Here is a 13478-nt window from a genome sequence, read left to right on the forward strand (position 1 = left end):
GAAAGCTAGCGGGCGGCCCGGCTCATGCCAAGGCCCCGTGACGAACCGTCCCTCCTCGTTCACCGGCGGTTCGGATCGCGGCCTGTCCCAGGACCCGGTCACCACGTTCGGCGTCGGGTTCGTAGAGCACCGCCGACTGCCCGGCGGCCACCCCGCGCTGCTCGGCGTCGAGCAGGATCCGCAGCCCGCCGGTCTCGTCGGCGGTCACCGTGCAGGGCACGGGCGTGCCGTGCGCGCGCAGCTGCACCTCCGCCCGGAACGGCGGCACCGGCGGCTCCCCGGTCCACGTCGGAGCGCCGGTGACGACCAGTTCCACGCCGGCGAGGTCGGCGGTGCCGATGGTCACCGTCCGGGTGACCGGCTCGATCCCGAGCACGTAGCGGGGGCGCGAGTCACCGGCGCTCACCCCGAGGCCGCGCCGCTGGCCGACGGTGAAGCCGTAGGTGCCGTCGTGCTCGCCGACGGTCGCGCCGGTGGCGGCGTCGACGACGGGGCCGGGGCGGCTGCCCAGCCGGCGGGCGAGGAAGCCGCGGGTGTCGCCGTCCGGGATGAAGCAGATGTCGTGCGAGTCCGCCTTGGTGGCGACGGCGAAGCCCCGCTCCGCCGCGATCTCCCGCACGCGGTCCTTCGTCATGCCCCCCAGCGGGAACATCGCCGCGGCCAGCTGCTCCGCGGTCAGCACCCCGAGCACGTAGGACTGGTCCTTCGCGGCGTCGACCGACCGCCGCAGCTCGCCGTCGGCCAGCCGCGCGTGGTGGCCGGTGACGACGGCGTCGAAACCGAGCGCCCGCGCCCGGTCCAGGACGGCGGAGAACTTGATCTTCTCGTTGCAGCGCAGGCAGGGGTTCGGCGTGCGACCGGCGGCGTACTCGGCCACGAAGTCCTCGACCACGTCCTCGGTGAACCGCTCGGCCATGTCCCAGACGTAGAACGGGATGCCGAGCTCGTCGGCGACCCGCCGCGCGTCGTGGGAGTCCTCGACGCTGCAGCACCCCCGCGCCCCGCTGCGCAGCGTCTGCCGGTCCGGGGAGAGCGCGAGGTGCACCCCGGTGACGTCGTGGCCGGCATCGACGGCGAGCGCCGCGGCGACGGCGGAGTCCACTCCCCCGCTCATCGCGGCGAGCACCCTCACCGGCGCCCCGTCCCGGCCCGCCGGGCGCGCTCGACCACCGGGGCGATCACCTCGAGCAGGGCGTCGACGTCGTCGTCGGTGCTGGTGTGCCCGAGGCTGAACCGCAGCGAGCTGCGCGCCCGGTCGGGGTCGGCGCCCACGGCCAGCAGGACGTGGCTCGGACGGGCCACCCCGGCGCTGCACGCCGACCCGGTCGAGCACTCGATGCCGCGGGCGTCCAGCAGCATGAGGAGCGCGTCGCCCTCGGCGCCGGGGAACGACAGGTGGGCGTTGCCGGGCAACCTGCCGGGGCCGGAGCGCACCACGTCGTCGAGCGGGGCACCGTTGAGCTGCGCGTCGGGCACCTGCGCGGCGACGCCGGCCACCAGCCGGTCGCGCAGCCGGGCCAGGTCCGCGGCCCGCTCGACGCGGCCCTGCACCGCCGTGTGCGCGGCCACCGCCAGCCCGACGATGGCGGCGACGTCGAGGGTGCCGGAGCGGACGTCGCGCTCCTGGCCTCCTCCGTGCAGCAGCGGCGTGCACTCGGCGTCGCGGCGCAGCAGGAGGGCGCCGGCGCCCATGGGCCCGCCCAGCTTGTGCCCGGTCATCGTGAGCGCGTCGACGCCGCTGGCGCCGAAGTCGACCAGCACCTGCCCGACGGCCTGCACCGCGTCGGTGTGGAAGGGGACGCCGACGTCGTGCGCGGTGGCCGCGAGCGCGGCGACGTCGCTGACGGTGCCGATCTCGTTGTTGGCCCACATGACGCTGGCGACCGCGACGTCGCTGCCATCACCGAGCGCCTCGGCGAGCGCCTGCGGGGTGACCCGGCCCGTCGGCTCGACCGGCAGCCAGGTGACCTCGGCGCCCTCGTGCTTGGCCAGCCACTCGACGCTGTCCAGGACGGCGTGGTGCTCGGCCGGGCTGACCACGATCCGGCGACGGCGGGAGTCGGCCTCGCGCCGGGCCCAGAACAGTCCCTTGATCGCGAGGTTGTCGCTCTCCGTGCCACCGCCGGTGAACAGCACCTCCGAGGGCCGGGCACCCAGCGCCTCGGCCAGCCGCTCGCGGGCCTGCTCGGCGGCGCGGCGCGCGGCCCTGCCGCTCGCGTGCAGCGACGAGGCGTTGCCCACGCGGCCGAGCTGCTCGGTCATCGCGGCGAGCACCTCGGGCAGCATCGGCGTGGTCGCCGCGTGGTCGAGGTAGACCGGCTCGGAGTACGTCATGACGCGCTCAGGGTAGTCGCGGGAACGGCCGCAGCCGCTGTCGCCGTCGGGGAACCACCCGCACGCGGGGCGAGCACCGCGCCGGTGACCGCGACGGCCGACAGCACGACCACCCCGGCCACGACCGCCAGCGGCAGCGTCAGCGCCCCGGTGACCGCAACGGCGACGAGGATCCCGACCACGCCGACGCAGAGCGCGGCTCCGGTGACGTCGGCGATCTGGAAGGCCGCGGAGTCCGCGCCGCGGGTGGCGTCGGACGAGCGGTCCAGCAGCAGGACGCTGAGGCTGGGCATGCCCAGCCCCATGCCGAGCCCCGCCACCGCCCAGCTCGCGTACGCCGGCCAGCCGCCGATACCCGGGACGGCGATGGCCGCGGTGGCCAGCAGCCCTGCGGTCAGGACCACGAACCCGAGCCGCAGCAGGCGCACCCGCGACCAGTGCGCGTTGCGCCCCTGCAGCTGCGAGGCGGTGGCCCAGCCCAGGGCGCCGGCGGTGAGCGGGATCCCCGCGGCGGTGGCGGAGTACCCGTGCAGCTCGGTGAGGGCCAGCGGGAGCAGGGCGTCCATGCCGAAGAAGGCGCCGGCCAGCAGGCCGCGCCCGGCGACCACCGCGGGCAGCCCCGGTCGGGCGACGGCGGTGCCCGCGGGCAGCAGCGGGCGGAGGCCGACGACCAGGGCCAGCAGCCCGGCGACGGCCAGCCCGGCCGCCAGGAGGTCCAGGCGCTGCCCGGCGTACTGCAGCGCCCCGATGCCCACGCCGGCCAGCAGCGCCCACCAGCGGCGGGCGGACGCGGGGGCGGCGGCCGCGGCCGGCCGGGGCAGCGCGCGGACTGCGGGCAGCACCAGCCCGAGGCCGAGGAGGATGAGCGGCAGCAGCCCGAGGAAGACCAGCCGCCAGGTGAGGTGGGTGGTGAGCAGCCCGGCGACGACCGGGCCGATCAGCGCCGGCAGCACCCAGGCCGCGGCGAACGCGCCGAACAGCCGGGGCCGCAGGCCGGGGGCGAACGCCTGACCGGCCACCACGTACAGCGAGACGGCGATGACGCCCCCGCCGACGCCCTGCAGCGCCCGCGCCGCGACGAACACCGCCATGTGCCCCGAGACGCCGGCGGCGAGCAGCCCCGCCGCGAAGACCGCCACACCGGTCAGCAGCGCGACCCGGGACCCGCGGCGGTCACCCAGGTCACCGCCGAGCACCATCCCGACGACGGAGGCGACGAGGAAGGCGCTGAACGGCCACGCGTACCAGGCGAGCCCGTCGAGCTCCCGCACCGCGGTCGGCATCGCGGTCGCCACCGCCATCGCCTCGAAGGCGACGAAGGTGACCAGCATCAGCAGCCCGGCGGTGGTCAGCCGGTGCACCCGGTCGAACAGCGTCGGGGGCGCTCCGGTCTCCACGCCGTGGCCAACCACGCGCGCCCCCGGCTGCTTCCCGTCCCCCGACACGAGTCGAGCGCCGACCCCCGGAGGGATCGGCGCTCGACCGGTTGTTCAAGCCTTGCGGGTTCAGTCCGCGCGGCCGGCCCCGTCCAGAGGCTCACGCCGAGCGGAGCGAGGCATGAGGAGGACGGGGTCCTTCACTTGCGGGCGTTGATCTGCTCGGTGGCCTGCGGCACGACCGTGTTCAGGTCGCCGATGACACCGAAGTCGGCCAGCTCGAAGATCGGGGCCTCGGGGTCCTTGTTGATGGCCACGATGGTCTTCGAGGTCTGCATGCCGGCGCGGTGCTGGATCGCACCCGAGATGCCGACGGCCACGTACAGCTGCGGCGAGACGGTCTTGCCGGTCTGCCCCACCTGGAAGCTGTGCGGGTAGAAGCCGGAGTCCACCGCGGCGCGGGAGGCGCCGACGGCGCCGCCCAGCGAGTCGGCCAGGGCCTCGATGATCGAGAAGTTCTCGGCGCTGGCCACACCGCGACCACCGGAGACGACGATCGAGGCCTCGGTGAGCTCGGGGCGGTTGCTCTTCTGCTCGACGACGCGCTCGACGACCCGGACCTGCTTGGCCGCGTCGCTGATCGACACCGACACGGGCTGCTCGGCGCCGGCGGCCGGAGCCGGCTCGGGGGTGACCGAGTTGCCGCGCAGCGTGTAGATCGGGGTGCCGGTGGTGACCTTCGAGTGGACGATCGTCGCCCCGGCGAACGCGGCCTGGGCCGCGGTGCCGTCGGCGGCGATCTCGGTGACGTCGGTCAGGAAGCCGCTGCCGGTCTTGACGGCCAGGCGCGCGGCGATCTCCTTGCCCTCCGGGGAGGACGGGATGACGACGGCGGCCGGCGACTTCTCGCCCACCAGCTGGGCCAGCACCTCGGCCTTGGGGGCCACGAGGTAGTCGTCGATGTCGGCCGACTCGGCCACGTAGACGGTGGCCGCGCCGTACTCGGCGAGCTGGTCGCGCACGCCGGCCGCGGTGCCGGGGGCGCCGAGGACGACGGCCGAGGGCTCACCGAGCGCGCGGGCCGCGGTGAGGGCCTCCAGGGTGGTCTTGCGGACGCCGCCGCCGGCCGGGTTCAGCTCGGCCAGGACCAGGACCTCTGCCATGATTTTCTCCTCTTCCTTCGATCCGGGCCGGGCTCAGACGATCTTCTGGCTGGCGAGGAAGTCGACGAACTTCTGCGCGCCGTCGCCCTCGTCGGGAACCTTGACGCCCTCGCCCTTGGGCGGGCGGCCGGCGAAGTCGAGCACCTGGGTGGTGGCGTTGGCCAGGCCCACCGTGGAGGGGTCGACGCCGAGGTCGGCCAGGGTCCTGGTCTCGACCGGCTTCTTCTTCGCGGCCATGATCCCCTTGAACGAGGGGTAGCGAGGCTCGTTGATGGTGTCCCAGGTGGAGATGATCGCCGGCAGCGGAGCCTCGAGGGCCCAGTAGCCGCCGTCGGTCTGCCGCTCGACCTTGGCGGTGCCGCCGTCGATGGTGACCTTGCGGGCCCCGGAGAGCTGCGGGATGCCCAGGCGCTCGGCCAGCAGGGCGGGCATGACGCTCATCTGGCTGTCGGTGGCCTCGGCCCCGCACATCACCAGGTCGTACTCGAGCTGCTGCAGGGCGGCGGCCAGGACGGCGCTGATCTGCGAGGCGTCCGAGCCGTGGATCGCCTCGTCGCTGACGTGGACGGCCTTGTCGGCGCCCATGGACAGCGCCTTGCGGATGGCGTCCGTGGCGTCGTCGGGGCCGACGGTGAGGACGGTGACCTCCCCGCCCTGCGCCTCCTTGATGGTGAGCGCCTCCTCGATGGCGTACTCGTCCATCTCGTTGATCACGTTGTCCGCGGACGCCCGGGCGACGGTGTTGTCGGCCGGGTCCAGCTTCCGCTCACTTCCCGAGTCCGGGACCTGCTTGACAAGAACGACGATGTTCATCGCGCTGAACCTTCCTCAGGACGCGTTCAAGACGCGGGCACGGTGACCCGCCTGGCTCCGATCATGGAGGCTACTGCGCAGTAACGCTGCTGCGGCACGAGGGGCCGGTGAGGCACGTCACGCCGACCTCCCCCGCGTCCCGCGGGCCGGCAGGACGCAGGCAAGGTCAGGTCAGGTCGCCGCCCCCGACGGCTCCGGCAGCAACCGGCGCAGCACGTCGGCCAGCGTGATGACGCCGATCACGGCGCCGGCGTGAGTCACCAGCGCGAGGTGGTTCCTGGTCTCCCGCATCGCGGTCAACGCCGCGTGGACGGTGGTGTCCGCGTCGAGGCGGAAGACGGGGCGCGCGAACTGCTCGGCGGGAGCGTCGTCCGGTGCCGAGAGGGTGTCGCGGACGTGCACGACGCCGGCGATCCCCGCTCCGTCGTCGAGCAGGATCCGCAGGTGCCCGGTCGTCCGGGTGGCTTCGCGCACCTCACCGGCGGTCCCGTGCACCCCCACGGCCACCAGCGGGGCGCCGGGACGGACGAGCTCGCCGACGGTGAGGCGCTCGAGCTCCAGGGCGCTGGAGAGCTGGCCCGAGAACCGTGCGTCGAGGGCGCCGACGTCCACCGAGTGCTCCACCAGGTGCCGCAACGCTGCGGAGCCGTGACCGGCTGCGACCCCGTTCGCCGGTTCGACGCCGACGCTGCGCACCAGGACGTTCGCCGCCGAGTTGAGGACGCGCAGCAGCGGACGGAACACCGCCATGAACGCCCGCATGGGCAGCGCGAGCATGGTCGCGGAGCGCTCCGGGTGGGCGATCGCCCACGACTTCGGGGCCATCTCCCCCACCACCAGGTGCACGAACGTGACCACGACCAGCGTCAGGACGAAGCCCACGACGTCTGCGGCGACAGGCGGCAGTCCCCAGGCCTCGAACACCGGGGTCAGCCAGTGGTGCACGGCGGGCTTGCTGATCGCACCGAGCGCGAGGGTCGCGGCGGTGATGCCCAGCTGCGAGCCGGCCAGCAGCAGCGTCAGCTCCGAGGAGCTCCGCAGCGCGGCCCGGGCGGAGCGGCTGCCGGCGGCCGCGTCCTCCAGGCGGTGCCGCTTGGCCGCCAGGGCGGCGAACTCGACCGCCACGAAGAAGGCGCTGAGCGCGACGATGACCACCGTCGCGGGCAGCACGACCCAGGGGCTGCCGCTCACCGGCCGGCCTCCTCGGTCGCGGTGGGGGCCTCGACCCGGCGGGGCAGCTCGAGGCGTACCCGCGACGGGACGTGGCGTTCGACCGCCAGCACCTCGAGGCGCAGCTGCCGGGGGGCGGGGGCGCCGTCGGCGACCAGATCGGCGAGGTCGGGCGGCAGCTCGACCTCCAGCCGGGTGCCGGGTTCGGGAAAGGCTCCGTGGACGGCGATGACCAGGCCGGCGATCGTCTCGAAGTCGCCCCGCGGCAGGTCGGCGCCCAGCGCCCGCTCCACCTCGTCGACGTGCACGTCGCCCGGCATCTCCCACACGCCGTCGCCCTCGACCGGGACGTACCCCGAGTGCTCGGCGTCGTGCTCGTCGGTGATCTCACCGACGAGCTCCTCGGCCAGGTCCTCGACGGTGATGACACCGGCGAAGCCGCCGTACTCGTCGATGACGCAGGCCAGCCGGTCGTCGGTCTGCCCGAGCAGGAGCAGCGTGTCGGGCAGCGGGCTGAACGTGGAGACGGTCAGCGGGGGCCGGGCGATCGTGGTGACGGGCGCGCTGTCGGACGCCGTGGTGGTCAGCAGGTCGACCAGGTGCACCACGCCGACGACGTCGTAGGTGTCGCCCGCCAGCACCGGGTACCGGGAATGCCCCTGCGCCATGAGCGTGCGCAACTGGCCGATGGTGTCGGCATCGGTCACCGTGTCCACCCGCGGGCGGGGGGTCATCGCGTGCCCGGCGTCCCGGCCGGGGAAGTCGAGGATGCGGTCGAGCATCATCGACAGCTCCGCCGGCAGGTCCCCGCTCTCCCGTGAGTCCTCCACGATGTGCTCGAGGTCGCGCGCGGTCGCGGCCTGCTCGACGTCGTGCACCGGCTCGATGCGCAGCGCCTTCAGCAGCAGGTTCGATGCGGCGTCGAAGACCCGGATCAGCCAGCCGAAGACGGTCAGGTAGAGGACGGTCGACCGGGCCAGCCACCGGGCGACGGGCTGGGGCCGGGCGATGGCGAGGTTCTTCGGGAAGAGCTCGCCGAACAGCATCTGCACGACCGTGGAGAACAGCAGCGCGAGCACCGCGCCGATGCCCACCGACACCGCGGCGGGGATGCCGATGCCGCCGAGCAGCGTGCCGAGGGACCGCCCGATCAGGGGCTCGGCGACGTAGCCGACGAGGAGCCCGGTCACGGTGATGCCCAGCTGGGCGCCCGAGAGCATGAAGGAGGTGCGACGGGTCACGGTCAGCGCCTGCTCGGCGGCGGAGTCACCGTCCGCCGCCAGGGCGGTGAGCTCCGACCGGTCGACCGCCATGTAGGCGAATTCCTGCGCCACGAAGTACCCCGTGACGACGGTGATGCCGAAGACGACGAGCACGCCGGTCAGGAGGGTGAGGACCTCGGTCACCGGCCGCGAACCCCCTCGTCGGATCCGGGGGGCGCGGCCGGGCGTCTGTGACTCGTACTCATGTCTCTCTTCGTGGGCCGGTGGGGGCGGGCGACGCCTCCGCGACCGACCAACGGTGCGTGGGCCCCGAGCGTTCCGCGACCGAGCGGCTCAGGCCGGTGGCCACTCCCCCGTCGTGGCGAACCGCCGGAGGATCTCGGTGTACGGGGCGAGGTCCAGCCCCTGCGCCGCGACCCAGTCGTCGGAGTAGTAGGTGCGCGCGTACCGCTCCCCGCCGTCGCACAGCAGGGTCACCACGCTCCCCTGCCGCCCGGCGGCGACCATCTCGGCGACCAGCCCGAAGGCGCCCCACAGGTTGGTGCCCGTCGAACCCCCCGCCCGGCGTCCGGTGACCTGCTCCAGGTGCCGCATCGCGGCCAGCGACGCCGCGTCGGGCACCGCGATCATCCGGTCGACGATGGTCGGCACGAACGAGGGCTCCACGCGCGGCCGCCCGATGCCCTCGATGCGCGACGGCGTCCCCGTCGTCCAGCCCGGCTCGCCGGCCGCGTACCCGGGGAAGAAGGCGGAGTTCTCCGGGTCGACCACGGCCAGCCGGGTCGGGTGCCGCCGGAACCGGAGGTACCGGCCGATGGTGGCGCTGGTCCCGCCGGTGCCGGCCCCGACCACGACCCACTCCGGCACCGGGTGCCGCTCGGCGGCGAGCTGCTCGAAGATCGACTCGGCGATGTTGTTGTTGCCGCGCCAGTCGGTGGCGCGTTCGGCGTAGGTGAACTGGTCGAGGTAGTGCCCCCCGCACTCGTCGGCGAGCCGGCGGGCCTCGTCGTACATCTCCGGGGCCCGGTCGACGAAGTGGCACCGCCCTCCGTGAAACTCGATGAGCGCCACCTTCTCCGGGCTGGTGGACCGCGGCATCACCGCGATGAAGGGCAGGCCGAGCATCCGGGCGAAGTAGGCCTCGCTCACCGCCGTCGACCCGCTGGAGGCCTCCACCACCGTGCTGCCCTCGGTGATCTGCCCCGAGCACAGCCCGTAGAGGAACAGCGACCGGGCCAGCCGGTGCTTGAGGCTGCCGGTCGGGTGGGTGGACTCGTCCTTGAGGTAGAGGTCGACCCCCCACTCGGGCGGCAGCGGGTAGACCAGCAGGTGGGTGTCCGCGCTGCGCCGCGCGTCGGCCTCGACGGCCGAGACGGCGCGGTCGACCCACGCCCGGCCGCCTGGGTCGGACCGGTCGACGACGGCGTCCACGGGGGTCAGCGGCCGGTGAATTCGGCCTTGCCCGGACCGTTCTCCAGGAAGGAGCGCATCCCGGACTTCTGGTCCTCGGTGTCGAACAGCTCGGCGAACAGCCGGCTCTCCAGGTCCAGCCCCTGCTCGATCGGCAGCTCGAGGCCCTCGTCGATCGCCCGCTTGGCCGCCGCCAGGGCCAGCGGCGGGCCGGCGGCGAGCTTGCGGGCCATGGCGAGTGCGGTGTCGTACACCTCGGCGTCGGGGACGACGGCGTCGGCGAGCCCCATCTCCAGGGCCTCCTCCGCACCGACGTGGCGGCCGGTGAACACCAGGTCCTTGGCCCGCGCCGGGCCGACCAGCCGGGCCAGGCGCTGGGTGCCGCCGGCGCCCGGGATGACGCCGAGCAGGATCTCGGGCTGGCCGATCTTCGCCCCCGCCCCCAGCACGCGGAAGTCGGCGCACAGCGCCAGCTCGTAGCCGCCGCCGAGCGCGTAGCCGGTGACGGCGGCGATGACGGGGCGCGGGATCCGCGCCACCGCGCGGAACGAGTCCTGCAGCTCCTTGCCCCACGCGGTCATGCCGGTGGCGTCGAGCTGCGACATCGCCTTGATGTCGGCGCCGGCGGCGAAGACCCGCTCCCCGCCGTAGATGACCACGGCACGCACGTCGTCGCGCTGCCCGGCCTCCAGCGCCGCGGCCCGCACCTCCAGGTGCAGCTGCTCGTCGATCGCGTTCATCTTCGGCCGGTCGAGCCGAATCGTGCCGACACCGTCGGCCACCTGCAGGGTCACGAATTCGGGCATGCGGGGAGCCTATCCGTGGCCCCTCCAGGGGACCGCCCCGAGCGTGCGAGGGGTGGGAAGGAGGGGGTCCTTCTGCTAGCGAGCCCGGCGGGCGGTGAAGCGGCCGCCGGTGCGGGTCAGCTCGAGCGGGAGCCCGAAGGTGTCCGACAGGTGCCCGGCGGTGAGGACGTCGTCGGCCGCACCGGAGGCCACCACCTCGCCCTCCCGCAGCAGCAGCGCGTGGGTGTAGCCCGGCGGGATCTCCTCGACGTGGTGCGTGACCAGCACCTGCGCGGGCGCGTAGTGGTACTTCGCGAGGTCCGTCAGCCGGGCCACCAGGTCCTCGCGCCCGCCGAGGTCGAGGCCGGCGCCGGGCTCGTCCAGCAGCAGCAGCTCGGGGTCGGGCATCAGCGCGCGGGCGATCTGGGTCCGCTTGCGCTCACCTTCGCTGAGCGTGCCGAAGGGCCGGTGGGCGTACTGGGCCACCCCCCACTGCTGCATGAGCATCCCGGCCCGGGTCAGGTCGTGGACGTCGTAGCGCTCCCGCCAGCGGCCGACGACGGCGTAGCCGGCCGACACGACGATGTCGCCGGTCCTCTCCGACGGGGCGATCCGCTGGGCGAGCGAGGCGCTGGTCAGCCCGATGCGGGGCCGCAGCTCGAACACGTCGACGGCCCCGAGCGTCTCGCCCAGCAGCCGCACCTCTCCGCGGGTCGGGTGCAGCTGCGCGGCCGCCAGCTGCAGGAGCGTCGTCTTCCCCGCCCCGTTGGGGCCGAGCACCACCCAGCGCTGGTCCTCCTCCACCACCCAGTCGATGCCGCGGAGCAGGTGGTTCTGGCCCCGGACGACGTCGACCCCGGTCATCCGTACGACCGCCCCCTCGGGGGCGTCAGGGTTCGCCACGCCCCCATCCAACCAAGCGGCGCGGCGGTCGGTGCGCCCGCTCCGGGTGAGGACTTGGCACGATCGCCCGGTGACCGATCTCCCGGCCGCCGGCCACCCGCTCCTCGACGTGCTGCCCGGCGCGCCCGCCCCCCTGGGCGCGGTGTGGGACGGCCGCGGGACGAACTTCGCGCTGTGGTCGGCCGGCGCCTCCGCCGTCGACCTGTGCCTGTTCGACCCCGACGGCGCCGAGCACCGGCACCGCCTCGAGGAGACCACCCACCAGGTCTGGCACGGCCGGCTCCCGGGCATCGGCCCCGGGCAGCGCTACGGCTACCGCGTGCACGGCGGCTACGACCCGTTCTCGGGGCAGCGGTTCAACCCGGCCAAGCTGCTGCTCGACCCCTACGCGCGGGCCGTCGACGGCGAGCTCCGGCTGCACACCGCGCTCTTCGGCCACCCGTTCGGCGCCCCCGACTCCGCCGTCCCCGACGACCAGGACTCCGCGCCGTACGTGCCGCGCGGCGTCGTCGTGCACGACCCGTTCCCCTGGGACGGGGACCGCCCGCTGCGGCGCTCGTGGTCCGACACGGTCATCTACGAGGTGCACGTCAAGGGCGCGACCGCCCGTCATCCCGGGGTCCCGCCGCACCTGCGCGGCACGTACGCCGGGCTCGCCCACCCGGCGTTCGTCGAGCACCTGCTGGCCCTCGGCGTGACGGCGGTGGAGCTGCTGCCGGTGCACCAGTTCGTCAGCGAGCCGCACCTGCTGCGCCGCGGGCTGACCAACTACTGGGGTTACAACACGCTCGGCTACTTCGCACCGCACGCCGCCTACAGCTCCTCCGGCAGCGGCGGCGGGCAGGTGACCGAGTTCAAGACGATGGTGAAGGAGCTCCACGCCGCCGGTATCGAGGTGATCCTCGACGTGGTCTACAACCACACCGCCGAGGGTGACCACACCGGGCCGACCCTGTCGTTCAAGGGCATCGACAACCCCGGCTACTACCGGCTCGACGGCGGCAACCCGGCCCGTTACACCGACTACACCGGCTGCGGGAACACCCTCGACGTGCGCCGGCCGGCGGTCCTGGGGCTGCTCATGGACTCGCTGCGCTACTGGGTGACCGAGATGCACGTCGACGGCTTCCGCTTCGACCTCGCCTCCGCGCTTGCGCGCTCCATGCACGACGTCGACCGGCTGTCGGCGTTCTTCGACGTCGTGCACCAGGACCCCGTGGTCAGCCAGGTCAAGCTGATCGCCGAGCCGTGGGACATCGGCCCCGGCGGCTACCAGGTCGGCAACTTCCCGCCCCCGTGGACGGAGTGGAACGGCAAGTACCGCGACACCGTGCGGGACGTGTGGGCGGGCGCCCACGTCGGAGTGCGGGACCTCGCCTACCGGCTGACCGGCTCCTCGGACCTCTACCGCTCCGACGGCCGCCGTCCGTTCGCCAGCATCAACTTCGTCACCGCGCACGACGGCTTCCCCCTCGCCGACCTGGTGAGCTACGAGCACAAGCGCAACGAGGCCAACGGCGAGGAGAACCGGGACGGCGAGAGCCACAACCGGAACTGGAACTGCGGCGTCGAGGGGCCCACCGACGACCCGGAGGTGCTCGCCCTGCGCGCGCGCCAGGTGCGCAACCTCCTGGCCACGCTGCTGCTGTCCACCGGGGTGCCGATGCTCACCGCCGGTGACGAGCTGGGCCGCACCCAGGGGGGCAACAACAACGCCTACTGCCAGGACAACGAGATCTCCTGGCTGGACTGGGACAACGCCGACGAGGACCTGCTCGCCTTCGTCACCCGGCTGGTCCGGCTCCGGCGCGGCGCCCCGGTGCTGCGGCAGGAGGCGTTCTTCGAGGGGCACGAGCTGGCCGGCACCGGCGGCACCCGCGACCTGGCGTGGTTCGCCCCGGGTGGAGGTCAGCTCACCACCGGGCACTGGTTCGACACCGGGCTGCAGACGGTAGGCATGTACCTCGACGGCCGCGGCATCCGGCACCGCGACGAGCACGGCCACCCGGTGGTCGACGACTCCTACCTGGTGCAGGTGCACGCCGGGCCCGACCCGGTGACCGTCGAGCTCCCCGGCCCGCCGTGGGCCGACGGCTACGAGCTGGTGCTCTCCACCGAGTACGCCCGCGGCACCCCGCCGGAGCCGACCTTCGTGGCCCCGGGGCCGCTGGTGATGCCCGGCCGCTGCGTCTGGCTGCTCCGCGTCGAACGCCGCCCCTGAGACGTCGACTGCGCAGTTGTTGCCGCCGACACGCGGCGGCACGCCGTCCTGAGCTGCATCAACTGCGCAGTCGGGCGGCC

The 13478-nt window shown here is 73.9% G+C and carries 11 protein-coding genes; 1 reads left to right on the forward strand and 10 read right to left on the reverse strand.

The window, feature by feature from the left end; all coding sequences use genetic code 11:
- Positions 1-22: 22 nt before the first annotated feature.
- The 10 genes from mnmA to ACI8AP_RS08410 all read right to left on the reverse strand — a co-directional run bounded on the left by mnmA (position 23) and on the right by ACI8AP_RS08410 (position 11177).
- A complete protein-coding gene (mnmA, locus tag ACI8AP_RS08365) occupies positions 23-1132 on the reverse strand; it encodes a tRNA 2-thiouridine(34) synthase MnmA (RefSeq protein WP_456588875.1) in 1110 nt (369 codons plus the stop codon).
- Positions 1129-2334 (reverse strand): cysteine desulfurase family protein, encoded by a 1206-nt coding sequence (locus ACI8AP_RS08370; RefSeq protein ID WP_456588876.1) that lies wholly within the window; start codon positions 2332-2334, stop codon positions 1129-1131. Before ACI8AP_RS08370 ends, mnmA begins: the two co-directional genes overlap by 4 nt.
- Positions 2331-3731, reverse strand: a complete 1401-nt coding sequence (locus ACI8AP_RS08375; RefSeq protein ID WP_456588877.1) for an MFS transporter — start codon at positions 3729-3731, stop codon at positions 2331-2333. The genes ACI8AP_RS08370 and ACI8AP_RS08375 overlap by 4 nt, the downstream gene beginning before the upstream one ends.
- A gap of 179 nt (positions 3732-3910) precedes the next feature.
- Positions 3911-4873 (reverse strand): electron transfer flavoprotein subunit alpha/FixB family protein, encoded by a 963-nt coding sequence (locus tag ACI8AP_RS08380; protein ID WP_456588878.1) that lies wholly within the window; start codon positions 4871-4873, stop codon positions 3911-3913.
- A 33-nt stretch (positions 4874-4906) separates the two neighbouring features.
- A complete protein-coding gene (locus tag ACI8AP_RS08385; protein WP_456588879.1) occupies positions 4907-5686 on the reverse strand; it encodes an electron transfer flavoprotein subunit beta/FixA family protein in 780 nt (259 codons plus the stop codon).
- Between the two features lie 171 nt (positions 5687-5857).
- The gene (locus ACI8AP_RS08390; protein ID WP_456588880.1) at positions 5858-6877 is read right to left on the reverse strand and encodes a CNNM domain-containing protein; all 1020 of its coding nucleotides are present in this window, start codon (positions 6875-6877) and stop codon (positions 5858-5860) included.
- The gene (locus ACI8AP_RS08395) at positions 6874-8262 is read right to left on the reverse strand and encodes a hemolysin family protein (protein WP_456588881.1); all 1389 of its coding nucleotides are present in this window, start codon (positions 8260-8262) and stop codon (positions 6874-6876) included. Before ACI8AP_RS08395 ends, ACI8AP_RS08390 begins: the two co-directional genes overlap by 4 nt.
- 150 nt (positions 8263-8412) lie before the next feature.
- Positions 8413-9510, reverse strand: a complete 1098-nt coding sequence (gene cds1, locus ACI8AP_RS08400; protein ID WP_456588882.1) for an L-cysteine desulfhydrase Cds1 — start codon at positions 9508-9510, stop codon at positions 8413-8415.
- Positions 9511-9515: 5 nt separating this feature from the next.
- Positions 9516-10295 (reverse strand): enoyl-CoA hydratase/isomerase family protein, encoded by a 780-nt coding sequence (locus ACI8AP_RS08405; RefSeq protein WP_456588883.1) that lies wholly within the window; start codon positions 10293-10295, stop codon positions 9516-9518.
- A 75-nt stretch (positions 10296-10370) separates the two neighbouring features.
- Positions 10371-11177, reverse strand: coding sequence for an ABC transporter ATP-binding protein (locus ACI8AP_RS08410; protein ID WP_456588884.1), 807 nt, complete (start codon positions 11175-11177; stop codon positions 10371-10373).
- A 70-nt stretch (positions 11178-11247) separates the two neighbouring features.
- On the opposite strand from ACI8AP_RS08410, the gene glgX reads away from it, so the two are divergent.
- A complete protein-coding gene (glgX, locus tag ACI8AP_RS08415) occupies positions 11248-13398 on the forward strand; it encodes a glycogen debranching protein GlgX (protein ID WP_456588885.1) in 2151 nt (716 codons plus the stop codon).
- The last annotated feature ends 80 nt before the right edge of the window (positions 13399-13478 follow it).

This window comes from Blastococcus sp. SYSU DS1021 (assembly GCF_054050995.1).

What these genes read in the sequence shown, in the direction of transcription:
- ACI8AP_RS08385 (WP_456588879.1), bottom strand. Translation starts at nt 5,686, where the DNA reads ATGAACATCGTCGTTCTTGTCAAGCAGGTCCCGGACTCGGGAAGTGAG.
- ACI8AP_RS08370 (WP_456588876.1), bottom strand. Translation starts at nt 2,334, where the DNA reads ATGACGTACTCCGAGCCGGTCTACCTCGACCACGCGGCGACCACGCCG.
- ACI8AP_RS08380 (WP_456588878.1), bottom strand. Translation starts at nt 4,873, where the DNA reads ATGGCAGAGGTCCTGGTCCTGGCCGAGCTGAACCCGGCCGGCGGCGGC.
- ACI8AP_RS08405 (WP_456588883.1), bottom strand. Translation starts at nt 10,295, where the DNA reads ATGCCCGAATTCGTGACCCTGCAGGTGGCCGACGGTGTCGGCACGATT.